Source organism: Bradyrhizobium cytisi (assembly GCF_008123515.1).
Classification (GTDB): domain Bacteria; phylum Pseudomonadota; class Alphaproteobacteria; order Rhizobiales; family Xanthobacteraceae; genus Bradyrhizobium; species Bradyrhizobium cytisi.
Window position 1 is genome coordinate 14,651 of sequence record NZ_VSSR01000033.1, and the last position, 23,533, is coordinate 38,183.

Below are 23,533 nucleotides of genomic sequence, written 5' to 3' on the forward strand. Positions count from 1 at the left end.
TGTCTGCCATGTCTTAACGTCGAGGTACAGAACAACAAAAGTCGGCCCCGCCGCGCGTCATTGCGAGCGAAGCGAAGCAATCCAGAAACTTTCCGCGGCGGCAGTCTGGATTGCTTCGCTGCGCTCGCAATGACGGAGGAGAGAGCGTACCGAATACAAACAAAGGAAACGCCATGATCGAATTCTTCTTCGACTGCTCCAGCCCGTGGACCTATCTCGCCTTCCACAATATCCAGCCGCTGGCCAAGGAGCTAGGCGCCGAGATCATCTGGCGGCCGATCCTGGTCGGCGGCATCTTCAACACCGTCAATCCGAGCGTCTACGCGCAGCGGGAGACGCCGGTGCCGCTGAAGGCGCGCTACATGAAGAAGGACCTTCAGGACTGGGCGCGCTCGACGGGCCTAGCGATCAAGATGCCGCCGACGGTGTTTCCGGTGAACAGCGTCAAGGCGATGCGCGGCTGCATCTGGTTGGGCAAGGCGATGGTGCCGTTCGCAACCGCCTTGTTCGAGACCTATTGGGGCGACGACAAGGACATCTCGCAGGACGCGGTGCTGGCCGAGATCTGCACGAAGGTCGGCGTCGACGAGCAGAAATTCTTTGCTGGCATCTCGGAGCAGGCGATCAAGGACCAGCTCAAAACCAATACGGAAGAGGTCGTCGCGCGCGGCGGGTTCGGTTCGCCGACGATTTTCGTCAACAAGACCGACATGTATTTTGGCAATGATCGCCTGCCGCTGATCCGCGAGGCGCTGCTGCGTAACAAGGCGAGCGCGGCCTGATGGTGCGGGCCGTCGTCTGCCGCGCGCTCGGCGCACCCGAAATGTTGCGGTTGGAAGAGTTTCCCTCGCGCGCCCTCAAGCCGGGCGAGGTTCGGGTCGCGATCCGGGCCGCCGGGTTGAACTTTCCGGATGTACTGATGGCGGCCGGCGAGTACCAGCTCAAGCCCGAGCTGCCGTTCACGCCTGGCATGGAAGCCGCCAGCGACGTGACCGAACTCGGCGCAGAGGTGAAGGGCGTCGCTGTCGGCGACAAGGTCATCGTCAGGATGCGCCACGGTGCCTTCACCGATGAAGCGGTCGTGACGCCGTCACAGCTCACGCCACTGCCATCGAACTTTGATTACGCCGAGGGCGCGACCTATCTCGCCGGCCACGGCACCGCCTATCACGCGCTGATCGATCGCGGCAGGGTCCAGCCGGGCGAGGTGCTCTTGGTGCATGGCGCTGGTGGCGGCGTCGGCCTTGCCGCCGTCGAGATCGGCAAGATGCTGGGCGCGACCGTGATCGCGACGGCGTCCAGCGACGAGAAGCTGGCGATCGCCAAGGCACGCGGCGCCGACCATCTCGTGCGCTACGACCGCGAGCCGTTTCGCGACGCCGTCAAGCGCATCACCGATGGCCGTGGCGCCGACGTGGTGTTCGACCCCGTCGGCGGCGAGGTGTTCGAGAACTCGATGCGCTGCATCGCCTGGGGTGCGCGGCTGCTGGTCATCGGATTCACCGGGGGCATCGGCTCGGCGAAAACCAATCTGCTGCTGATCAAGGGCGCCAGCGTGCTCGGCGTGCGCGCGGGAGAAGCGGTGCGGAAAAATCCGGCGCTCGGCGAGGCGCGCCTGAAGGCGCTGCTGCAATGGGCGGAGGAGGGTAAGCTGCGCCCGAATATCTCGCACCGCCTTCAGCTGGAAGATTGCGCCAAGGCGATGCGGCTGTTGCTCGACCGCAAGGCGATCGGGCGGGTGGCACTGGTGATGGAGTGAGAACGTAGGGTGGGTTAGCCGAAGGCGTAACCCACCGCTTCTGTGACCGTGGATATGAAAGAGGTGGGTTACGCTTCGCTAACCCACCTTACGATCCCTCACTTATACTCCCGCTCTGTCCACCACGGAAAATAATCCGGCATATCGCTGGACACCTTGTTCTTGAACTGCGCGGGGCGCTTCTCCAGGAACGACACCACGCCTTCCTTCACGTCCTCCGAGCGGCCGCGGGCGTAGATGCCGCGGCTGTCGACCTTGTGGGCTTCCATGGGATCGTCGGCACCCATCATGCGCCACATCATCTGGCGGATCAGCGCCACCGACACCGGCGCGGTCTTGGCCGCGAATTCCTTGGCGAGCGCGCGGGCGGTCGGCAGCAGATCATCGGGGGCGACGACCTTGCTGACGAGACGGCCGGCGAGCGCTTCCTGCGCCGGAAAGACGCGGCCCGAATAGCACCATTCCAGCGCCTGCGAGATGCCGACGATGCGCGGCAGGAACCAGCTCGAGGCCGCCTCCGGCACGATGCCGCGCTGGGAGAACACGAAGCCGAAGCGCGCGGTGTCCGAGGCGATGCGGATGTCCATCGCGAGCTGCATGGTGACGCCGATGCCGACGGCAGGACCGTTCACCGCGGCGATCACGGGCTTCAGGCACTTGAATATGCGCAAGGTCACCTGACCGCCGCCGTCGCGGACCTGCGGATCGCTGTAGTCGACCTTGCCGTCGGCAAAACGCTTCACCGGGCCGCGACGCGCGTCGCGATCAAACGTGTCTGCACCGGACGAAAGGTCCGCGCCCGCGCAAAAGCCGCGGCCTGCGCCGGTGACGATGATGGCGCGGACGTTGTCGTCCTTGTCGGCGGCGTCGAACGCGTCGATCAGCTCGGCCTGCATCTGCGCGTTGAAGGCGTTGAGCTTGTCGGGCCGGTTCAGCGTGATGGTGAGGATCTGCTCGGCGACCTCGTATTTGATCGTCTCATACGCCATAGTGTGGTTTCCTTCCCTTGTCTCTTTGTCGTTCTCTCTAGCACGTCATTCCGGGGCGCGCGACGCGCGAACCCGGAATCCATTTCTCCACACCACTTGTGCGGATGAATGGATTCCGGGCTTGCGCCAAGAGGGCGCAACCCGGAATGACGAGAGTGTGTTTACTTCGCCGGTGGCTTGGGCCAGGGCTTCTGCGCGCCGCGCAGGCTCTCAAACGCCTTGGCCATGCCGAGCACGCCGATATCGTCGAAGCGGCGCCCGACGATCTGCACGCCGATGGGAAAACCCTTGGCGTCGAAGCCGCCATTGATCGAGACCGCCGGGTTCTCCGACATATTCCACGGCACGGTATAGCAGATGTGCTCGAACGGCTTCATCGGATCGTTGGTGGGCGAGGCCCAGTCCGCCGCATAGTTGACATTCGGCGCGGTCGGCGAGATCACGTAATCAATCTCGCAGAACAGCTTTGACGCCGCCGCACGGATCGCCATGGTCTGATTGAAGCCACGGATGACATCGACGCCCGACAACTTTGCGCCGGACTCGCCCCATCTAAAAATATACGGCAGCACCTTTGCCTGTTCGGCCGCCGTCAGCTTCGACAGATCGTCCCACATTCGTGCGCGCCAAAAGTTGTCGAGGCCGTCGAGCATCTCGCGCGTGAGGATGCCGTCGACTTCGGTGACGACGCTGCCTGCGGATTCGAACGCCTTTGCGGCCTTCACCGCGACCTCTCGCACCGGCTTCTCCAGCGCCATGCCGGTGCCGGGATCGAGCATTAGGCCGATGCGCAGCTTGCGCGGGGATTTCTCCAGACCCTTCCAGTTGAGCGGCTCGGCGGGCAGGCTCGTGCCGTCGCGCCGGTCGGGCTTTGCGATCACGCTCATCATCAGCGCGCAATCATCGACCGTGCGGGTCATGGGGCCGGCGACGCGGCCGACATAAGCGGGATCGATCGGCACGCGGCCAAAGCTTGGTTTCAACCCGACGAGACCGCACCAGCCCGCGGGCAGGCGCACCGAGCCGCCGATATCGGTGCCGAGATGCAGCGGGCCATAGCCGGCTGCGGCTGCGGCGCCCGCACCGGCGCTGGAGCCGCCGGGATTCTTGGAGAGGTCCCAGGGATTGCGCGCGAGCGCGTGGAAGGAGGAGAGCCCCGAGGACAGCATGCCGTAATCGGGCATGGTGGTCTTCGCGAACATGATTGCGCCGGCCTCACGCAGCCGCGCGGCGGGCGGAGCGTCCTTCTCGGCCGGGACGAGCTTGACACTGGCAGCCCCCAGCGGCACCGGCACTCCCTTGGTCGCGATGTTATCCTTGATCGTCACCGGCACGCCGTCGAGCGCCCCGGAGGGCTCGCCGCCTGACCAGCGCGCGGTCGAGGCCGCGGCCACCTCTCGCGCGCTGTCGGGATCGAATGCATATAGCGCCCTAAGGTGTGGTTCCCACGCAGCGACATGCGCGAGCACGTCCTCCAGCACCTCGCTCGGCGAGAACTGCTTGGCGCGATAGCCTGCGATCAGATCGACCGCGGAGAGATCGTGCAACGAGGTGACCGCCTCTTCGACGCCCTTCTTGTGCATCGCTAAACTACCGGCATGCGCGTTTCGATGATCCGGGCGAACATGCTGGCGCCGATCGGCAGGATCTTGTCGTCGAGCACATAGCCGGGATTGTGCACCGGCACGGAGCCCTCATGCCCGACCCAGAAATAGGCGCCCGGAATGGTCTGCAGCATGTCGGCAAAGTCCTCGCTGCCCATCTTCGGCTGGCTGCGGGTGATCACCTTGGCAGGATCGACGATGGTGCGCGCAACGTCCTCGACCACCTTGGACTGCTCGACCTGGTTGACCAGCACACCAAAGGTGTCGCGGATGTCGACGTCGATCTCGCACTGATAGGCGCTGGCGATGCCGGCGCAGATCGTGCGGACGCGTTGGCTGATCAGGGCGCGGACTTCATCCGAGAAGGTGCGGATGGTGCCGCAAAGATGCGCTTCGCCGGGAATGACATTGTAGGCGGAGCCCGCATGGATTTGGGTGATCGACACCACCGCGGCCTGGAGCGGCTCGACATTGCGGCTGACGATGGTCTGGATCGCCTGCGCCAGCGTGGTCGCGATGATCACCGCGTCCTTGGAGCGCTCCGGCATTGCGCCATGCGCGCCATAGCCGGTGATGCGGAGGTCGAAGAAGTCGGCGCCGGCCATCGCCGGGCCGGGCAGGATCGCAATCTCGCCGAGATTGAGGTCGGGCGCGTTGTGCAGGCCGTAGAGCTCGTCGCAGGGGAATTTCTCGAACAGGCCGTCCTTGATCATGGCGCGGGCGCCGCCGAGGCCTTCCTCGGCCGGCTGGAAGATCAGGTGCACGGTGCCGTCGAAGTTTCTCGTTTCCGCGAGGTAGCGCGCGGTGCCGAGCAGCATGGTGGTGTGGCCATCATGGCCGCAGCCGTGGAAGCGGCCGGGGATTTTCGAGCTCCATTTCAGATTGGTGTTCTCTTCCATCGGCAGCGCGTCCATATCGGCGCGCAAGCCGATGCGCTTGCCGCTCGCGCCCTTGCCCTTGATGACGCCGATCACGCCGGTGCCGCCGAGGCCGCGATGCACCTCGATGCCCCAGCCCTTCAGCTTGTCGGCGACGATGCCGGAGGTGCGGACCTCCTCGAAGCCGATCTCGGGATGGGCGTGGAGGTCGCGGCGGATGGCGGTGAGTTCGTCGGCATAGCCGTCGATGCGGTCAATGGTGGGCATGTGTCCTGTCCGGTTAGCGTGACTTGATTAGCGAGATTTGGGCATGAAAACGGGGCCGTTCGGCTTGATGCGGATACCCGGCCGCAGGCGCGTCCAGGGCAGCGAGGCGGTATCGGCCGGCATCGCGCCGGGCGCGGCGCAGATCATCAGCTTTTCCGCGATCGGCTCGAAATCGGCGCGGAAATGCACCGAGCTCTTGTTGACCAGAATCTTCTCCCCAATCGGCTCGATGCCGACATAGCGGTACATTGCCTGATCGGCGAGCTGCGCCTTGTGCGAGGAGACAACGACACGCACATCGCCGATGCGCAAGGCCGCCGACGGGCCCATCTCCATCTCGCGGCCGCCATAATAGGGGCCGGGCGCGATGAAGCGGCCGTCGGAGAGCTTTTCGACGACAAAGGTCTCGGTATAGGGCTCGTCGCCGGGAATGCCGGACTTGCCGCCGAGCGCGAGCGTGATGGTGGCGCCGACGCCGGCCGCATGCGCGGCCTTGGCTGACGCCGGATCGTAGATCGCGCCGGTCGCGGCGCTCGCCTTGTTGCGCACCAGCGCGCGCAGCATGCCGGTGGTGTCGGAATCGCCGCCGGCGCCGGGATTGTCCTGAGTATCGGCGATGATGATCGGCTTGCTCGCGCTCTTCGAAAGCTCCATGGCGTGGCGGACGCCATCATCGGGCGACCAGATCTTGCCGTCGAAATCGTTCTCGTGACTTTCGATCAGCTTGGCGATCGTATCCGCTGCACGGTCGGCATCTCCTTGCGTCTTGCCATAGGCGAACACGCTCGGCCCGCAATCGCAGAAATCGGCGGCAGGGAAGCCTGGCGCGAAAGAGAGCGTCGGAACCGCATCGCTTTCGAGAGCGGCAAGCTTTTCGTAGATGCCCTTGGTGGGAAAGTCGTTCGTGCATTGCCAGCTGATCGCGATCAGGAACGGCAATTGGCGGAACGACTTTGCAAAGGGCTGCTTGGTCTTCAGCAGCAATGCGAGGTGCCTTGCAGAGGCGCGGCCGGTCTCTGCCATGTCGACATGCGGATAGGTGCGGTAGGCAATCAGCGCGTCCGCATGCTCCATCATCTCGGGCGTGACGTTGGCGTGGAGGTCGAGGCTCGCGACCAGCGGAACATCCTTGCCGATGACGCGGCGCACGCGCGCCAAAATCTCGCCTTCGCCGTCGTCGAGATGCTCGGTGACCATCGCGCCATGCAGATCGAGATAGACCGCGTCGATCGGGCCCGCGGCCGCGATGCCGTCGACCATCACCTTCACGATGCGCTCGAAGGCGTCCTTGGTGACATGCGCCGAGGGGCTTGCACCACAGGCGATCGTCGGAACGAGTTCCCAGCCATTGGCCTCAGTGCTGTCGACGAAGCCGGCAAGGCCGACATTGATGCGCCGCATCACCTTCAGCACGTCGGCACCTTCCGTCATCGCCGGCCAGCCGCCGCCATGCTGGAAATCCGCGTACGTCGCCTTCGTCGGAGCGAAGGTATTGGTCTCGTGCAGGAAGCCGCCGACGGCGATACGTGTCATCAATACAAGTCCAGCGTATGAAAGTGCGCGACGTTAGCCTTGGCGCTGAGGCGAGAGCAAGCGAGGGAGGCAATCGCCTCGCGCATGGGCTCAGATCGTTTTGGGAATGCTTGCACCGTTGTTGCGAGGCCGGCGCATCTCTCTCCGTCGTCATTCCGGGGCGCGCCCCCTTGGGCGCGAGCCCGGAATCCATCGTGCGACAGAGTCCACAGCCTGATGGATTCCGGGCTCATCGCTTCGCGATGCCCCGGAATGACAGCCTGGGAGAGCTTACACGCTCGCCGCCACACCCTCCGACACCGGCCGGAAATTCGCAAAGTCCCAGCCGCGGCCCGGCGCTGCTTCGAGCAAGGCCCGAGTGTAGGCCTCCTGCGGATGCGTCAGCACTTCGGCGGCCGGGCCCTGCTCGACGACGCGGCCGTGCTGCATCACCACGACCTCGTCGCAGATTTGGGCGGCGACGCGCAGATCGTGGGTGATGAACAGGATGGCGATGCCGAGCCGCTTCTGGATCTCGTGCAGGAGTTCCAGCACCTGCGCCTGCACGGAGACGTCGAGCGCGGAGACGGCTTCGTCTGCAACCAGCACATCGGGATCGAGCGCGAGCGCGCGCGCAATGGCGATACGCTGGCGCTGGCCGCCGGAGAACTGGTGCGGATAGCGCGACACCGCATCGGCCGGCAGGCCGACCAGCTCGAGCAGCTCGCGGGCGCGCTTCATGGCATCGGCATGCGAGACGCCGTAATTGATCGGGCCTTCCGCGATGCTCTCGCCGACGGTGACGCGCGGGTTGAGCGAGCGGTAGGGATCCTGGAACACGATCTGGATCTTCTGCCGGTGCGGCTGCAGCAGGCGGCGTGAAATGTCGGAGATCTCGCGGCCGGCCAGCCGCACGCCGCCGGAGGTCGGATCGATCAGGCGCACGATGCAGCGCGCCACCGTCGACTTGCCCGAGCCGCTTTCGCCGACGATGCCGAGCGTGCGGCCCTTGCGCAGCGTCAGCGTCACCTTGTCGGCGGCGACGACCTCGCGGCCTTTGCCGAAGAACGCGCGCTCCTTGTAGACCTTGCTGAGCTCGTTGGCTTCCAGCACCACCGGCTCCTTGGTCTCGGGCCGCGCCGCGCGCGGCACCAGGCTCGGCACCGCGGAGAGCAAATTGCGGGTGTACTCCATGGTCGGATTGCGCAGGATGGAATCGAGCGTGCCGGTCTCGACCAGACGACCTTGCCGCATCACCGCGACGCGGTCCGCGATCTCGGCGACCACGCCCATGTCGTGGGTAATGAACAGCACGGCGGTGCCGTGATCGCGCTGGAGGTCACGGATCAGGGTCAAGATTTGCTTCTGCGTGGTGACGTCAAGCGCGGTGGTCGGCTCGTCGGCAATCAGCAGCTTCGGCTCCAGCACCAGCGCCATCGCGATCATGATGCGCTGCCGCTGGCCACCGGAGAGGCGGTGCGGGTAGGAGGCGAAGATACGCTCGACCTGGGGCAGGCGCACCTGCTCCATCATGTCGAGGATGCGCTTCTTGCGCGTCCTGGCATCGAGATCGGTGTGGGCGCGCAAGACTTCGTCGATCTGGCGGCCGACGTGCACGACCGGGTTGAGCGCGGTCATCGGCTCCTGGAAAATCATCGCCATCTGCGTCGCGCGTAGCTGGCGCAGGCGGCGGTCGGTCGCGGTGAGGATCTCCTCGCCGACCAGCTTGACGCTGCCGCTGGTCGGAACCAGCGTGCCCTTCGGCAGCAGGCCCATCGTGGTGAGCGAGGTCACCGACTTGCCCGAGCCGCTTTCGCCGACGAGGCACAGCGTCTCGCCCTGGTGCACCTGGACCGAGATGCCGTCGATGATCTTGGGCCCGCCCGGCTTCTTGCCGACGGAGACGACGAGGTTGTTGATGTCGAGAATGGGGTTGGTCATCAGGTCACTCCGTCGTCATTGCGAGGAGCGAAGCGACGAAGCAATCCAGAAATCTTTCCGCGGAGGCAGACTGGATTGCTTCGCTTCGCTCGCAATGACGGAACAAGGGGCACGGCCGGCGAGACAAATCACTTGCCCTCCCGCTGCTTCATGCGGGGATCGAGTGCGTCGCGGGCGGCGTCGCCGATTAGATTGATGCTGAGGATGGCGATCGAGAGCAGCAGGCCCGGCCAGAAGATCAGCGTCGGCTTGAGCTGAAAATACTGGCGGCCCTCGGCCATGATGTTGCCCCAGGTCGGCGTCTCCGGCGAGATGCCGGCGCCGAGGAAGGAGAGGATGGCCTCGGTGAGGATGGCGGAGGCGCAGACATAGGTGCCCTGGACGATCAGCGGCGCGATCGTGTTCGGCATCAGATGCCGCCACATGATTTTTGGCAGCGACGAGCCGACCGAGATCGCCGCTTCGACATAAGGCTCTTCGCGCGCCGACAGCACCACCGAGCGCACCAGGCGCGCCACGCGCGGGATCTCGGGAATGGTGATCGCGATCAGCACGGTCCAGATGCTGGCGCCGGACAGCGAGACCACGGCGATGGCGAGCAAAATGCTCGGCATCGCCATCAGGCCGTCCATGACGCGCATCAGGACGGAATCGATCAGCTTGAAGAAGCCGGAGACAAGACCGATCGCAAGGCCAATGACGATCGAGAGGATCGCCGAGCCGATGCCGATCAGAAGCGAGATCCGGCCGCCATAGATGACGCGCGACAGCAGGTCGCGGCCGTAGGCGTCGGTGCCGAGCAGGAATTGCGCCGAGGAGGGCTTCAGCCGCAGTGACGGTGCAAGCTGGATCGGATCATGCGGCGCGATCAGCGGCGCCAGCACCGAGATCAGCACGATCAGCGCGAGCAACACCGTCGCCGTGGCGATGATCGGTGTCGAGGTGAGGAAGCCGAAACGCGGCCGCAGCGGCGACGTGATCGGAATGGATGACTGGGGAAGGGTATCGACTGACATTTTGTTGTTGTCCTAGCCTCAGTACCGGATCCGGGGATCGAGCAGCGTGTAGGCGACGTCGATCAGGAGATTGACGACGACGTAGATCAGCGAGGTCAGCAGGATCATCGCCTGGATCACCGGATAGTCGCGCGCCAGCACCGCATCGACGGTGAGGCGGCCGATGCCGGGGATGTTGAACACGCTCTCGGTCACGACGACGCCGGAGATCAGTAGCGCGAAGCCGGTACCGATCACGGTGATCACGGGCACAGCGGCGTTGCGCAGCGCGTGCCGCATCATCACCGCGACCTCGTTGATGCCCTTGGCGCGTGCCGTTCGCACGTAATCTTCGCCGAGCACATCGAGCATCGCCGCGCGCGTCATGCGCGCGATCAGCGCGATGTAGATGAAGGAGAGCGCGCAGGTCGGCAGGATGATGCGCTCGAAGAAGGCGCCGAAGCCGGTCGAGATGCTCTTGAAGCCCTGCACCGGCACCCAGCGCAGGTCGATCGCAAAGACCTCGATCAGGACATAGCCGACCACGAACACCGGCACCGAGAAGCCGAGCACGGAGAGGCCCATCACGAAACGGTCGATCCAGGTGCCGTGCTTCCAGGCCGCGATCACCCCCAAGGGCACGGCGACGATGACGGCGAGGATGATGGTCGACAGCGCGATCGAGATCGACGGCTCGACGCGCTGGCCGATCATCTTCATGACCGGCAGGTTGGAGATCAGCGACGTGCCGAGATCGCCGTGCAAGAGCTTGCCGACCCAGGTGATGAACTGCACGACCAGCGGCTCGTTGAGGCCGAGCGAGGCGCGAATCCGCTCCAGCCGCTCCGGCGTCGCATTGTCGCCGGCGAGGATCGCGGCCGGGTCGCCGGGCGTCAGCCGCAGCAACAGGAACACGAACAGCGCGACGACGCCCATCACGGGCACCGCAGCCAGAACGCGGCGAATGAGATAACCTAGCATGAACCTATCTCCGGCTGCGGAACTTGCGACGCCCAGAGGGCACCCGTGGATTCGATCGTGTCTATCATGCGTGCCTGTCGTTCGGGCTGGAAAAGCCGGCCGGAGAACCGTCGTCTCGGGGCAAATTGTGTGCCAAGGGCAGGGCGGTCGCAAGAGGCCGCCCCGCATCGGTTTTGCGACCACTCAGGATGCACTGCGCATCTCGCGCTCAACCGCAAGTTCGCCACGAAGCGAAGGGACGGTTGGCGGCGCGTTGAGCCCGCGCCAGCCGTCGATGGTTGCGGCAATCATTTGCGCGGTCGCGGCCGATAACGTCCAGCCGAGATGGCCGTGGCCGGTGTTGAAGAACACGCCGGGCATCCGGCCTGCTCGCACCACCGGCATCATGTCGGGCATCATCGGACGCAGCCCGGCCCACGGAATGATGCGAGACGTCTCGACCGCCGGGAAATTGCTGCGCACCCAGTCGATCAATGGCTGCACGCGGTCGGCGCGGATGTCGCGGTTGAAGTCGTTGAACTCGGCCGTGCCGGCAACGCGAAAACGATCCGCGCCGAGGCGGCTGGTGACGATCTTGGCGGCTTCGTCGAGCAGGCTGACGGTCGGCGTCGCGCTACGGCTTTCGTCGGTATCGAGGTGCACGGTGATCGAATAGCCCTTCACCGGATAGACGTTGACGCGCTCGTCGAGCATGGCGGCGAAGTGACGGCTGGCAACGCCGGCGCAGACCACGACGCCATCAACCTTCAGCACGCCGCGCGCGGAGGCGACCGCGTCGCTTGCGGACAGATCAGCCCAGCCGATGACGAAGCCGCCGCGGACTTGCGCGATGGAATCGATATTGGCCTCATGGATGAAGGTTGCGCCGCGACGCTTGCAGGCGTCCGCCAGCCCGCGCGTGAACTTATGAATGTCGCCGGTCGCATCCGACGGCGTGTAGAAGCCGCCGTAATAGTCCTTGTGCAGCGTCGGCTCGATCGTGCGGATTTCCTCCGAAGTCACCGCGCGCCGGTCGAGCCCGCCTTCCTGCAGCAGTGCATTGACCCGCAGGCCGGACTCAAAACCCTTCTTGTCGTGATAGATGTGGAGGATACCGCAGCGTTCGAGATCGAAGTCGATGCCTTCGCGTGCCGCGATCTCGAACAGGTGCTTGCGGGCTTCGATCGCGAGCCGCGTGGTCAGAATCGTGTTGGCGCGGTAGTTTCCGATATTGGCGACGAACTCGCTCATCCAGGAATATTTGTGCCAGTTCGGCCGCGGGTTCATCAGCAGCGGCGCGTCGCGCCGGAACATCCAGCGCAGGCCTTTCAGGATCGTGGCGGTGCTATTCCACACCTCGGCATTGCTGGCGGAGAGCTGCCCGCCGTTCGCAAACGAGGTCTCCATCGCGGCGTAGCGGTGCTTGTCGAGCACCGTCACCTCAAAGCCGCGTTCGAGCAGGGCATAGGCAGTCGTTACGCCGGTGATGCCGGCGCCAATGATGGCGATATGAGTCATGATGAAGTCGGGGCTCCCGTGAGTTAGAGTCGGCTAACCGCCGGCCCGAAAGCCGTTGGCGGCGCCCCATCTGTCACGGTTACCTGAGAGCTTGATCCGACACGGACCTCGACGAGGGCGGACCTCACAAGGCCAATACGGACTATCCCCTTCGGTGGACGTCACGATGTCTCATTCGTGCCGTCTCTCTCCAGATCGTCCTGACGATACAGTCCTTTTGCCTGAGAGTTTCCGGGGCGGTTGCTCCGTCGGCGCCGCAATGAAAGCTGGAAGCCTTCATTGCGATCTCTCCCGCATCGTCGCGTGGACCATCGAGCAGTACGATGCGCCTTATTTTTAGACAAGGCTAAATTTGAACCGCGCCTGCCAACGCATTGTGCAGTGCGAAGTTGATTCAATTACTCCAGCGTCGCAAGCAACCCAGCCATCAAGCGCCCGCGTTCAACCAGGCTCTCGACCTCGATGAACTCCTCGAGCGTGTGGCCATTGCCGCCGCGCACGCCGAGACCGTCGAGCGTCGGAATTCCCATCGCGCCCGTAAAGTTGCCGTCGGAGCCTCCGCCGGAGCTCACATGCGGTAATTCCGCGCCGAGAGATTTGGCGATGCCGCGCGCCTTTTCATACAGCGCCATGGTGCCGGCATCCGCCTCCCACACCGGCCGCGTCACGCCACGCGTCACCTTGAAGTTGACGTCGTTCGCGGTGCCCGACAGGGCCAGCATCCGCTCGACGCCGCGGTCGAGATCGGCCTGGCGCTTCGCCATGGAGAGCGCTTCGCCGGTGGCAGTCGTTGCGACGCAATTGACCCATTGTCCGCCATGCACGACGCCGACCGAGAAAGTGCAGTCTTCCGTCGTCATCGCGTCGATGGCAAGAATCTGCCTTGCCATCTCGCGGATTGCCGAGCGACCCGCCGACAGGGTCGCGCCCGCGTGGCTCGGCCGCCCCGTCGCTTCCAGATTGAATCGCGCGATGGCGTAACGTCCGGTGGTGACGCCGTTGTCGGCGCGGCCGGGCTCGGGCACCAGCACATATTTGTTGCGCGCAGCTTCCGCCTCGATGATGTCCCGCGTCGAGGGCGTGCCGACTTCCTCGTCGGGCGTGAACAGGATGGTGATCGGCAGCGGCGTGGTGAAGGACGCGCGCGCCAGCTGCCGGATCGCTTCCAGCGAGAGATAGTTGCCGCCCTTCATGTCGTAGATGCCGGGGCCGTAGCACTTGTTGCCCTCGCGCCGCCATTTCAGCTTCTCGATGGTGCCGACCGGGTGGACGGTATCCACGTGCCCGGCGATCAGGATGCCCGGCTCGCCCAGCTTTGGATGCGGGAAGCGCGCGCGGACGACGCCGCCAAAGCCCTGACGGCCGGCGATGCGCTCGATGGTCGCACCCATGATCGCCATATCCCGCGCTGCGATATCGAGCATACGGTTGACCGCTCCTGCGTCCCAGGTCGGGCTCTCGCATTCCACCCAGGTGCGCAGGCCCTCGAGCATCGCCTCGGAATCGAAGGGAAGATTGGCTGGATTCATCTTGATGTCTCTCAAGCTTCAAAAGATGGAATGCGCATTGCATCAGCGCGGACAGGACAAGCGGAAAGAGTTGTAGAGCCAAACCGATCCTTGCGGAGCCCCGTGCATGCGATGCCATGGGCTGCACCGAAACCGGATTGACGCGCTCAACACTGTCTGCAAGTCTCGAAAAGATAAAGGCATTGCATGAGGTTAGTTCGCCTAAGGAACGAACCGAATGCCCAACCAATAACCTGCCTTTGAACAGTTTCACGCCAGGAGAAACTTTCTATGTTGAGCTTGATGCGCCGGGGGCGACGCGCGTTCGCCTCCACACTCGCGCTGTCGGTCGTCGCGCTTGCGACGGCGATGGCCTCGCCGGTGTTTGCGGCCGGCAAGACCATCACCGCGGTGATGCATTCGGATCTGCGCATCATCGATCCGATCTTCACCACCGCCTACATCACGCGTGACCATGGCTACATGGTCTATGACACGCTGATCACGACGGATGCGAACTTCAAGATCCAGCCGCAGATGGCGGACTGGAAGATCTCGGACGACAAGCTCACCTACACCTTCACGCTGCGCGATGGACTGAAGTGGCACGACGGCGCGCCGGTGACGGCGGAAGACTGCGTCGCCTCGCTGAAGCGCTGGGCCGCCGTCGACGGCATGGGCCAGCAGATGATGACCTTCACGGCCAGCATCGAGGCGACCGACGCCAAGACCATCACGCTGAAGCTGAAGGAGCCGTACGCGCTCGTGCTGGAATCGATCGGCAAGCCGTCCTCGCGCGTGCCCTTCATGATGCCGAAGCGCCTCGCCGAGACGCCGCCGGACAAGCAGATTCCGGAGCAGATCGGCTCCGGTCCGTTCAAGTTCGTGCAGGGCGAATTCCAGCCCGGCGTGAAGGCGGTCTACGTCAAGAACACCGACTACGTGCCGCGCAAGGAGCCGGCGAGCTGGACCGCCGGCGGCAAGGTGGTGAAGGTCGACCGCGTCGAGTGGATCACCATGCCGGACTCGCAGACCGCGGTGAACGCGCTGCAGTCGGGCGACATCGACTTCATGGAAGTGCCACCGTGGGATCTGCTGCCGGTGCTTGAAGGCAATCCCGACCTCAAGGTCGATACGCTGAACAAGTTCGGCTACCAAACGCTTGGCCGCATGAACTTCCTCTATCCGCCCTTCGACAATCCGAAGATCCGTCGTGCGGCCTTCCTGGCGATGAACCAGAAGGACGTGCTCGACGCGCTGGTCGGCAACCCGAAGTACTACAAGATCTGCGGCGCCTTCTTCATCTGCGACACCCCGTTCGCAACCGACGTCGGCTCCGAGACGCTGGTCAAGGGCAACGGCATGACGGAAGCCAAGAAGGCTCTCGCCGAGTCCGGCTATGACGGCACGCCCGTCGTGGTCATGGTGCCCGGCGATGTCGTCACGCTGAAGGCGCAGCCGACCGTCGCGGTGCAGCTGCTCCGCGAAGCCGGCTTCAAGGTCGACGCGCAAGCGACCGACTGGCAGACGGTGGTGAGCCGTCGCGCCAGCCAGAAGCCCCCGAAGGAGGGCGGCTGGAACATGTTCTTCACCAACTGGGTCAGCGCTGACGTCTCCAACCCGATCTCCAATCTCTCGATCGGCGGTCAGGGCAAGAAGGGCGGCTGGTTCGGCTGGGCGGAAGACGCCAAGATCGAGAAGCTCAAGGACGACTTCGTCCGCGCTGCCTCGCTCGACGATCAGAAGAAGATCGCGACCGAGATCCAGAAGGAAGCCTATGACCAGGTGATCTACGTGCCGCTCGGCCAGTATCTGGCGCCGAGCGCATGGCGGAAGTCGCTCTCCGGCGTGCTCGACGGCCCGGCGACCCCGGTGTTCTGGAACATCGACAAGTCCGAGTAAGGCCAACTCCGAGTCAGGCGAAGGCGCGTCAGCGCGCCTTCTGTCCCGACCTATCACGCGGCGCCGCTGTCATCAGCGGCGCTGCTCGCCAGGAGAATTCGTCAGGAGAACTTGTCGGCAGAACTCGTCAGGAGAACTTCAATGTTCCAACTCATGCGCCGGGGGCGTCGGGCGTTCGTCTCCACACTTGCGATTTCAGTCGTGGCGCTTTCGGCACTGGCCTCGCCAGTTCTTGCCGCAGATAAGACCATTACCGCCGTGATGCATTCGGATCTGCGCATCCTCGATCCGATCTTCACCAGCGCCTACATCGCGCGTGATCATGGTTACATGGTCTACGACACGCTGATCGCGACGGATTCGAACTTCAAGATCCAGCCGCAGATGGCGGACTGGAAGATCTCCGACGACAAGCTGACCTACACCTTCACGCTGCGCGACGGCCTGAAGTGGCACGACGGCGCGCCGGTCACCGCGGAAGATTGCGTTGCCTCCCTGAAGCGCTGGGCCGCTGTCGATGGCATGGGGCAGCAGATGATGCTGTTCACCGCCAGCATCGAGGCGACCGATCCCAAGACCATCACGCTGAAGCTGAAGGAGCCGTACGCGCTCGTGCTGGAATCGATCGGCAAGCCGTCCTCGCGGGTCGCTTTCATGATGCCGAAGCGTCTCGCCGAGACGCCGCCGGAGAAGCAGATTCCCGAGCAGATCGGCTCCGGGCCCTTCAAGTTCGTGCAGGCCGAATTCCAGCCCGGGGTGAAGTCGGTCTACGTCAAGAACACGGACTACCTGCCGCGCAAGGAGCCGGCGAGCTGGACCACCGGCGGCAAGGTGGTGAAGGTCAATCGCGTCGAATGGATCACGATGCCGGATGCGCAGACCGCATTGAACGCGCTGCAGTCGGGCGACATCGATTTCATGGAAAATCCTGCCTTCGAAATGTTGCCCAGCATCGAAGCCGACAAGGAGCTCAAACTCGAGATCCTGAACAAGTTCGGCTTCCAGACCGGCGCGCGGATGAACTTCCTTCATCCGCCATTCGATAACGTCAAGGTTCGCCGCGCAGCACTGCTGGCGGTCAACCAGAAGGACGTGCTCGATGCGCTGATCGGCAATCCCAAATACTACAGGACTTGCGCCGCGGTCTTCATCTGCGACACGCCGTTCGCGACGGATATCGGCGGTGAGACCCTCGCGAAGGGCGGCGACATTGCTGCGGCCAGGAAGGCGCTCGCCGAGTCCGGCTACGACGGGACACCAATTGTGCTCATGGCGCCGGGCGACGTGCTGACGCTGAAGGCTCAACCGATCGTGGTGGCCCAGCAACTGCGCGAAGCCGGCTTCAAGGTCGATCTGCAGGCGACCGACTGGCAGACGGTGGTGAGCCGGCGCGCCAGCCAGAAGCCCCCGAAGGAGGGCGGCTGGAACATGTTCATCACAAACTGGGTCAGCGCCGACGTGGTCAATCCGATCTCCAATGTCGCTGTCGGCGGGCAGGGCAAGAAGGGCGGCTGGTTCGGCTGGGCGGAGGACGCCAGGGTCGAGCAGCTCAAGGACGCCTTCGTTCGCGCGGCCTCGCTCGATGATCAGAGGAAAGTGGCAACCGAGATCCAGAAAGAGACCTATGATCAGGTGCTCTATGTCCCGCTCGGTCAGTATCAGGCGCCAAGCGCGTGGCGGAAGTCGCTCTCCGGCGTGCTCGATGGCCCGGCGACGCCGGTGTTCTGGAACATCGACAAATCCGAGTAAGACAAGCGAACAGGGGAAAGGTGCAAACTGCACCTTTCGTCCAATCATCACGCGGCGCCGCCATCATCAACGGCGCCGTTGTCGTTTGGCGGTCCTGCGTCGGCGAAATCCGCCGAACTTTAACTCTTCCAGACTCCAATCATTGCTATTTGTTTCCGAACTGAAATAGATGGTTGGTCCTCGGACATCACTTTCCCTTCCATCGATTTGAATCCGTTGGTTTGATTCCCTTGCTCGATTTTGCATTGCAGGCGATGGCCGAACGGTCGGATCGCGCGCCGTCGCGCTGGCGCCGGCCATTGCTGCGCTGGCTGGATGGCGTTGAGGCAGGCTGGGCCGTGCCGCTCCTCATCGCGTGCTTCGTTGCGATCTGGGCGCTGTACCTCGCCATCGCCTATGCCGGCGGCGGGCTGCATCCCGACACGCTCGAGGCCTGGACGCTGGGACGCAATTTCGCCTTCGGCTATCACAAGCATCCGCCGCTGATGGGCTGGATCGCGGCTGCATGGACCGCCGTCTTCCCGCCCAGCGACTGGTCGCTGCAACTGATGGCGATGGTGAATGCGGGCCTCGCGCTGGTCTTCGTCGATTGCGTCGCGCGGCAATTCGTGACCGGGCACAAGCGCATCCTGGTGCTCCTGCTCCTCATGCTGACGCCGGCCTATCAATTCCACGCCCAGCGCTTCAACGCCAATGCCGTGCTGCTCGCGACCTGGCCGCTCGCCATATGGTGCTTCCTACGTGCGTTCGAGACCAGGTCCGCTGTCTGGGCGGTTGCGCTTGGATGCACCATGGCGCTCGCCATGGCCGGAAAATATTACTCGATCTTCCTGGTCACGAGCTTTGCATTCGCCGCGCTGGCGCATCCGGCGCGGCGCGCTTATTTCAGCTCGGCGTCGCCCTGGATTTCGGTCGTCTCCGGGCTCGCGGCGCTGTCACCGCACATCTACTGGCTCGCGACCACGGGCGCATCGACCTTCACCTACGCGCTGAACCACGCCAACGGCAATGCCGTCAGCTCGCTCGGTGACGTCAGGAATTTTCTGCTGGGACTCCTGGCGGCCATCAGCGTCGCCGCCGTGATCTGGGTGCTCGTCGCGGGTACGCGGCTCAAGCGGTTTCCGGCCGACTTCGCCGCGATGAGCCTGGGCCTCCGGCTTCTCTTCTACGTTGCCATCGGCACGATTGCTCTGCCGGTCCTGACGTCGCTCGCGATGGGCACGGATCTGCCGTCGCTATGGGGCTTGCAGGGATTGTTCCTGTTCGTCGTGCTGATCGTCTGCGGCGCGCGTTATCCCGTCGAACGATTCTACACCGTCAATGTGGCGGTCATTGTCGCGGGCGTTGCGCTTGTCGCCGTGCTGGTTGCCGCGCCGATCCATGCGGTCTATCGCAATAGCCACGGTTATGAAGAGGGACGGAACCTTTACGCGCAGGCAGCCAGCGAGCTCACCCGGCAATGGCGCGACCTGACCGGCGAGCCGCTCGGAGCCGTCAGTGGTGACGATTCGCTCGCTTTCGCCACGGCCTTCTACAGCCCGGATCATCCGCATTATTCGCGGCCGTTCGAGCACCAGTACGATTGGGGCCTGCCGCGCCAGACGACGCTCGACCGGGGTTGGGCAGCGCTCTGTTTCCGTGATCAGGATGATTGCGGCCGCTGGATGGAATGGGTGTCCGCGCGCGCCGAAAACTTTGTCAGGCGGGACTTCACCGTGCAGGCCTCGCTGTGGGGCCGGCCGGGCCTGAGCCGGAACGTGGTCGTGCTGATGGTGCCGCCACGCGCGAGCAGCGGCGCATCGCCCGAAAGCGCAGCGCAGGATTTCAGCGCCAGCAAGCGCAATCCGGAATAGGCGCGTCTCTCAGCAATGGCTGTCGCGCACCCGTTCAAGGCCTTCGCTTGCGAAGGGCGGCGGTGTGGAGGCCGGCCGCTTTGCGTCAGCAGCCTTTCGCTGCGCCTCAGTCTGTTCCGACGCGTGATCGGTTTCGTTGCGTTTCGGTTCCATGAGGCGATCTCTCGAAAATGCTGCAGGACAACATCGAGGCGCCTGCGAAGTTCCTCACACGATGGGGCGATGATGCGGCTTGAACAGCCGTCCCTTCTCCACCACCACAACGATCGCGAGCGCTGCAAGCGTCGACAGGAAGAATCCGATCGAGAACGGCAGCAGCGTGCCGTCAAAGCTCTGGCCGATCGCGGTTCCGACCGCGATGCCGATCAGCGTCGTGATCGAGCCGTAGAGCGAGGAGGCGGTGCCGGCGATGTGGCCCTGCGGCTCCATCGCGAGCGCGGTGAAATTGGCGACCATCATGCCGAACGAGAACATCATCAGCGCCGACAGCACCATGAACAGCGGAAGCGGCAGCACACCGAGGATCTCGGTCAGCAGCATCACGCCGGCCACCGCGGTGTAGAGCGTCAGCGCGCCGTGTGAGATCACGCGCATGCCGAGCGTGCCGACAAATCTGGCGTTGAGGAAACCGGCAATGGCGGTGCCGGCCGCGATCGCCGCAAAGGCGAGCGGGAAATAGTGGCCGAGGTGATAGATGCCGGTGAACACCTGCTGCGCGGAGAACACGAAGGCGAACAGCGCGCCCATGACGGCGCCGGCGGCCGTCGCATAGCCGATGGTCTGGCGGTTGGTGACGGTCTGGCGGAAGGCCGAGAGCACATCGGCGGGCGCCAGCGATCTGCGTTCGGACTCGGGAAGGGTTTCAGGCAGCCGCAGCACGCTCCATGCGAGCGCGAGCACGCCGTAGAGCATCAGCACGACGAAAATGCCGCGCCATTGCGTGACCAGCAGCACGGCCTGTCCGAACGAGGGCGCGATCACGGGCACGGCGATGAAAATCATCATGGCAAGCGACATCACGCTCGCCATGCGGCGGCCGGCATAGCAGTCGCGCACGATCGAGGTCGCGATCACGCGCGTCGCGGAGGTGCCGAGGCCCTGAAGCGCACGGGCGAGCAGCAGCGTCTCGAACGAGGGCGCTGCGACCGCCAGCACGCTCGCCACCGCATAGACCGCCATGCCGCCGAGCAGCACCGGCCGGCGCCCGAACCGGTCCGACAACGGACCCATGACGAACTGTCCCGCGCCGAAGCCGATCAGGAAGGTCGACAGCACGAGCTGAAGATGGTTGGCGTTGGGAATGCCGAAAGCCGCCCCGATATTGGGCAGCGCCGGCAGCATCATGTCCATCGCGAGCGGATTTAGCGCCATGATGGACGCGATCACGACAACGAATTCGGGAAAACCCATCGGACGGTGCCCGGAGGACACCCAGTCGTCGGCATTGACGTCGGACAAGCAGCTCACCTTTGATTCCAGAGCGCACATCTAAGGCCCATGCTGCATCGCACAACCCACGTTTTGAGATGGCTGTCAGGCGGGACCGGGAGGGACAACAAATGGTGAAGAGGTCGCCGGCTCAGGCAGATCGAGATCGTCGCCGCCGTCACGCGCGACTGGCCGCCCGCGCGTCGCGCCAGGCACAAGTTTGAAACCAGGGATTCACCATAACACCGGGGACAACCAGTCGGGGAGATGAATCCGCAACGCATCCTGTCCAATGTGGCCTGACCGGACGCCGATCAGGCGGCGTTGAGGGGATATAGCGAGCAGGCAGGGTATCAGGGGTGTCGGACGTCACCGGAACAGCACGATGGTCGGGACCGTCGGCCGAGATGGCCGGCCAGCGCAACGCCCGGCTTGCCTGCCTGATCGCACTGGTGGCGGTGCTGGTGCTCGGCAATCTCGCCAACTATGCCGCGCCCGATATGAATTACGGCTGGGACGTCCGCGTCAACTGCGCCGCGGTCGAGGCCCATGTCGACGGGCTCGATCCGTACTACGTGAAAAATCTGAAGGGCACCCGGTTCTCTTATCCCTATCTGCCGGCGACGCTGGACGCCTTTCGTCCGTTGTGCGCAGGCGGCTTTCTTGTCGACCATCGCCGCGGCGTCTTTCTCGCCATCGCCGTGCTCTGTAGCCTGTTGCTGCCCGGGATCGGCCGGACACGCAGCTTGCGCGACGTGGCGCTGAGGGGACTTTACGTGCTCGGCGCGTTCGTTGGTTTCGAATGGGTGCTGGCCTCGGGCAATTTCGCGATCCTCGGCGGCGGACTGACCGCCGCAGCACTTGCCCTTCTGCTTCGCCCCGCGAAGCCCGATGATCGGCATGATGTCCCTCGCATGGCAGGGGCGGCACTGCTCGGCATCGTGATGTCGTTCAAGCTGGTCTTCTGCCCGGTACTGGCCGCGCTCTATTTCCTGCCGCTGCCGCGGCGGCGGAAACTTGTCCTGATGACGGTGGCGGGCCTCGGCTTCGCGCTGCCGATCCTGGTTTCGGTCGTCTTCTATCCAGGCTTGTTCTCGAGCTGGTTGCTCGCGATCACGGGCGGGATCCCCGGTCAGCATTCTGTCCAGATCGAGGAAACCAATCCGTCGCTGCTGCTGTGGGCACAGACCATCGTGGACCGCGTTGGACTTGCCGACAGCAAGCCGCTCGTGTTCGCCATTTACGCGCTGGCGGCGAGTGCGCTCGTGCTCGCGCCGCTCGGCTGGTCGCTGCTGCGCGCGATCCGCAACAATGAGGGATCGTTGCCGGCGCGCCTCGACCGCTGGCTGATCGATCATCCCCAGGCAGCGATGCGGATCACGGTGCTTGCGATGTACGGCCTCTATCTCTGCTCGCCGCGCCTGAAGGAATATGCGTTCTTCGAGCTCGCGGTCTACGCCGCCGTCCTGATCGTCGATCTTCCGGCCGCAGCCCTTGCAGCGGTCCTGACCATCGGCGTTGCCGTTCCGACGCTGGTCTCGATCACGGGGGTTACGATCGAAGGTGGTTTTGTCCAGCTCGCGGTCGCACTGATGTGCTTCTGGATCCTGTTGCTCGATTTTCGAGCCGAGCCGGAACGCCTCGAGCAGAAGGCCGTGCGTCCATGACGAGCGTCGCCTCGTCCGCAGACGCAGGAGCGGAGCGGTCGCTTGCCGCGGGGGCGCCGCGGAGGAGCCGGCTGAGCCGCTTCCTGCTGATCTTGGCCGTATTGCTCCCCACGGCGGTCGCCGTCGATCTCAGCGTCAACAACACCTTCGGCGCGGACGTGCGGGTCAACTGTGCGGCGGTGGATGCCCATCGCGGGGGACGCGATCCCTATTTCGTCAGGAACCTGAAGGGCACTGATCTTTCCTATCCCTATCTTCCGGTCACCCTCGATGCCTTTCGGCCGCTCTGTGCCGGCGGCTTTCTCGTCGCGCATTACAAGGCCATCTATCTCGTGCTTGGGCTGATCTGCGTGCTGCTGCTGCCCGGTCTCGGCAAGGGCCGCGAGGGCCTGCGCGACGTCGTGCTGCGTGGCGTGTTCGCGCTTGGGGGTTTTCTCGGGTTCGAATGGGTCCTGGCGAGCGGCAATTTCGCGATGCTGAGCGGCCTGCTGACGGCTGCATCGCTTGCGCTGCTGCTGCGTCCCGCGCAGTCCGAAGGGCGCGAGGATGCGGGCTTCGTGCCGCAGCTCGCCGGCGCGGCCCTGCTCGGCCTCGTCACCTCGTTCAAGCTGGTGTTTGTCCCGGTCCTCGCCGCGCTCTATCTCCTGCCGCAGCCGAGACGTCGCAGGCTTGTCCTGATCGCGGTAGCGGCGGGCATGTTCGCGCTGCCGATTCTGGTTTCAATGGTGTTCTATCCCGAGCTGTTTTCAAGCTGGTTGAGCGCGATCTTCGGCCAGATTCCCGGACAGCATTCGCCGGGAAGCGAGGATAATCCGTCTCTGCTCTTCTTCGCCCAGACACTTGCCGACCGCGTGTCGCTCGCCGGCAGCAAGCCGGTCGTTGCCGTGCTCTATGGGCTCATCGCGGTCGCGCTCGTGCTCGCGCCGCTCGGCATTTTCGTGTGGCGCATGGTCAGGGCACGGGGCAGGGGCGCGAACATCTCGCCGCTTCAGGCCCTCGACGA

The 23,533-nt window shown here is 64.3% G+C and carries 16 protein-coding genes and 2 riboswitches; of the genes, 6 read left to right on the forward strand and 10 right to left on the reverse strand.

Going from position 1 to position 23,533, the window contains the following annotated elements:
• Positions 1-173: 173 nt before the first annotated feature.
• Positions 174-782, forward strand: coding sequence for a 2-hydroxychromene-2-carboxylate isomerase (locus tag FXB38_RS20795; protein WP_148752850.1), 609 nt, complete (start codon positions 174-176; stop codon positions 780-782).
• Positions 782-1,759, forward strand: a complete 978-nt coding sequence (locus tag FXB38_RS20800) for an NADPH:quinone oxidoreductase family protein (RefSeq protein ID WP_148752851.1) — start codon at positions 782-784, stop codon at positions 1,757-1,759. Before FXB38_RS20795 ends, FXB38_RS20800 begins: the two co-directional genes overlap by 1 nt.
• Positions 1,760-1,857: 98 nt before the next feature.
• On the opposite strand, the gene FXB38_RS20805 is transcribed toward FXB38_RS20800, so the two are convergent.
• From FXB38_RS20805 to FXB38_RS20845, 9 genes are all read right to left on the reverse strand, one after another.
• On the reverse strand, positions 1,858-2,748 hold the full coding sequence (locus FXB38_RS20805; RefSeq protein ID WP_148752852.1) for a crotonase/enoyl-CoA hydratase family protein: 891 nt from the start codon (positions 2,746-2,748) through the stop codon (positions 1,858-1,860).
• Between the two features lie 161 nt (positions 2,749-2,909).
• Positions 2,910-4,331: an amidase gene (locus FXB38_RS20810; protein WP_148752853.1), complete on the reverse strand. Its 1,422-nt coding sequence runs from the start codon at positions 4,329-4,331 to the stop codon at positions 2,910-2,912.
• A 2-nt stretch (positions 4,332-4,333) separates the two neighbouring features.
• On the reverse strand, positions 4,334-5,497 hold the full coding sequence (locus tag FXB38_RS20815) for a M20 aminoacylase family protein (protein WP_148752854.1): 1,164 nt from the start codon (positions 5,495-5,497) through the stop codon (positions 4,334-4,336).
• A gap of 27 nt (positions 5,498-5,524) precedes the next feature.
• Positions 5,525-7,030 (reverse strand): M81 family metallopeptidase, encoded by a 1,506-nt coding sequence (locus FXB38_RS20820; RefSeq protein WP_148752855.1) that lies wholly within the window; start codon positions 7,028-7,030, stop codon positions 5,525-5,527.
• A 270-nt stretch (positions 7,031-7,300) separates the two neighbouring features.
• On the reverse strand, positions 7,301-8,950 hold the full coding sequence (locus tag FXB38_RS20825) for an ABC transporter ATP-binding protein (protein WP_148752856.1): 1,650 nt from the start codon (positions 8,948-8,950) through the stop codon (positions 7,301-7,303).
• 128 nt (positions 8,951-9,078) lie between these two features.
• Entirely contained in the window at positions 9,079-9,966 is an 888-nt protein-coding gene (locus tag FXB38_RS20830) for an ABC transporter permease (RefSeq protein ID WP_148752857.1), read from the reverse strand.
• Positions 9,967-9,984: 18 nt separating this feature from the next.
• Entirely contained in the window at positions 9,985-10,926 is a 942-nt protein-coding gene (locus FXB38_RS20835; protein ID WP_187435024.1) for an ABC transporter permease, read from the reverse strand.
• A 183-nt stretch (positions 10,927-11,109) separates the two neighbouring features.
• On the reverse strand, positions 11,110-12,423 hold the full coding sequence (locus FXB38_RS20840; RefSeq protein ID WP_148752858.1) for a D-amino acid dehydrogenase: 1,314 nt from the start codon (positions 12,421-12,423) through the stop codon (positions 11,110-11,112).
• Between the two features lie 68 nt (positions 12,424-12,491).
• A riboswitch (glycine riboswitch) is annotated at positions 12,492-12,619 on the reverse strand.
• A gap of 3 nt (positions 12,620-12,622) precedes the next feature.
• A riboswitch (glycine riboswitch) is annotated at positions 12,623-12,727 on the reverse strand.
• A 94-nt stretch (positions 12,728-12,821) separates the two neighbouring features.
• Positions 12,822-13,952, reverse strand: a complete 1,131-nt coding sequence (locus tag FXB38_RS20845; RefSeq protein ID WP_148752859.1) for a M20/M25/M40 family metallo-hydrolase — start codon at positions 13,950-13,952, stop codon at positions 12,822-12,824.
• Between the two features lie 270 nt (positions 13,953-14,222).
• On the opposite strand from FXB38_RS20845, the gene FXB38_RS20850 reads away from it, so the two are divergent.
• The 3 genes from FXB38_RS20850 (at position 14,223) to FXB38_RS20860 (ending at position 19,435) form a co-directional block, all read left to right on the forward strand.
• Positions 14,223-15,833, forward strand: a complete 1,611-nt coding sequence (locus FXB38_RS20850; RefSeq protein WP_148752860.1) for an ABC transporter substrate-binding protein — start codon at positions 14,223-14,225, stop codon at positions 15,831-15,833.
• A gap of 141 nt (positions 15,834-15,974) precedes the next feature.
• Positions 15,975-17,582 carry an ABC transporter substrate-binding protein gene (locus FXB38_RS20855; RefSeq protein WP_148752861.1) on the forward strand — a complete coding sequence of 536 codons (1,608 nt, stop codon included), beginning with the start codon at positions 15,975-15,977 and terminating at the stop codon, positions 17,580-17,582.
• 254 nt (positions 17,583-17,836) lie between these two features.
• Positions 17,837-19,435 (forward strand): glycosyltransferase family 39 protein, encoded by a 1,599-nt coding sequence (locus FXB38_RS20860; RefSeq protein WP_148752901.1) that lies wholly within the window; start codon positions 17,837-17,839, stop codon positions 19,433-19,435.
• 207 nt (positions 19,436-19,642) lie between these two features.
• Here the strand turns inward: FXB38_RS20860 and FXB38_RS20865 are convergent, their stop codons facing one another.
• Positions 19,643-20,893: a multidrug effflux MFS transporter gene (locus FXB38_RS20865; protein ID WP_148752902.1), complete on the reverse strand. Its 1,251-nt coding sequence runs from the start codon at positions 20,891-20,893 to the stop codon at positions 19,643-19,645.
• Between the two features lie 329 nt (positions 20,894-21,222).
• On the opposite strand from FXB38_RS20865, the gene FXB38_RS20870 reads away from it, so the two are divergent.
• Positions 21,223-22,530 carry a hypothetical protein gene (locus FXB38_RS20870; RefSeq protein ID WP_246230011.1) on the forward strand — a complete coding sequence of 436 codons (1,308 nt, stop codon included), beginning with the start codon at positions 21,223-21,225 and terminating at the stop codon, positions 22,528-22,530.
• The last annotated feature ends 1,003 nt before the right edge of the window (positions 22,531-23,533 follow it).

What these genes read in the sequence shown, in the direction of transcription:
- FXB38_RS20850 (WP_148752860.1), top strand. Translation starts at nt 14,223, where the DNA reads ATGTTGAGCTTGATGCGCCGGGGGCGACGCGCGTTCGCCTCCACACTC.
- FXB38_RS20800 (WP_148752851.1), top strand. Translation starts at nt 782, where the DNA reads ATGGTGCGGGCCGTCGTCTGCCGCGCGCTCGGCGCACCCGAAATGTTG.
- FXB38_RS20845 (WP_148752859.1), bottom strand. Translation starts at nt 13,952, where the DNA reads ATGAATCCAGCCAATCTTCCCTTCGATTCCGAGGCGATGCTCGAGGGC.
- FXB38_RS20810 (WP_148752853.1), bottom strand. Translation starts at nt 4,331, where the DNA reads ATGCACAAGAAGGGCGTCGAAGAGGCGGTCACCTCGTTGCACGATCTC.
- FXB38_RS20855 (WP_148752861.1), top strand. Translation starts at nt 15,975, where the DNA reads ATGTTCCAACTCATGCGCCGGGGGCGTCGGGCGTTCGTCTCCACACTT.
- FXB38_RS20835 (WP_187435024.1), bottom strand. Translation starts at nt 10,926, where the DNA reads ATGCTAGGTTATCTCATTCGCCGCGTTCTGGCTGCGGTGCCCGTGATG.
- FXB38_RS20805 (WP_148752852.1), bottom strand. Translation starts at nt 2,748, where the DNA reads ATGGCGTATGAGACGATCAAATACGAGGTCGCCGAGCAGATCCTCACC.
- FXB38_RS20840 (WP_148752858.1), bottom strand. Translation starts at nt 12,423, where the DNA reads ATGACTCATATCGCCATCATTGGCGCCGGCATCACCGGCGTAACGACT.
- FXB38_RS20860 (WP_148752901.1), top strand. Translation starts at nt 17,837, where the DNA reads ATGGCCGAACGGTCGGATCGCGCGCCGTCGCGCTGGCGCCGGCCATTG.
- FXB38_RS20795 (WP_148752850.1), top strand. Translation starts at nt 174, where the DNA reads ATGATCGAATTCTTCTTCGACTGCTCCAGCCCGTGGACCTATCTCGCC.
- FXB38_RS20815 (WP_148752854.1), bottom strand. Translation starts at nt 5,497, where the DNA reads ATGCCCACCATTGACCGCATCGACGGCTATGCCGACGAACTCACCGCC.
- FXB38_RS20830 (WP_148752857.1), bottom strand. Translation starts at nt 9,966, where the DNA reads ATGTCAGTCGATACCCTTCCCCAGTCATCCATTCCGATCACGTCGCCG.
- FXB38_RS20820 (WP_148752855.1), bottom strand. Translation starts at nt 7,030, where the DNA reads ATGACACGTATCGCCGTCGGCGGCTTCCTGCACGAGACCAATACCTTC.
- FXB38_RS20825 (WP_148752856.1), bottom strand. Translation starts at nt 8,950, where the DNA reads ATGACCAACCCCATTCTCGACATCAACAACCTCGTCGTCTCCGTCGGC.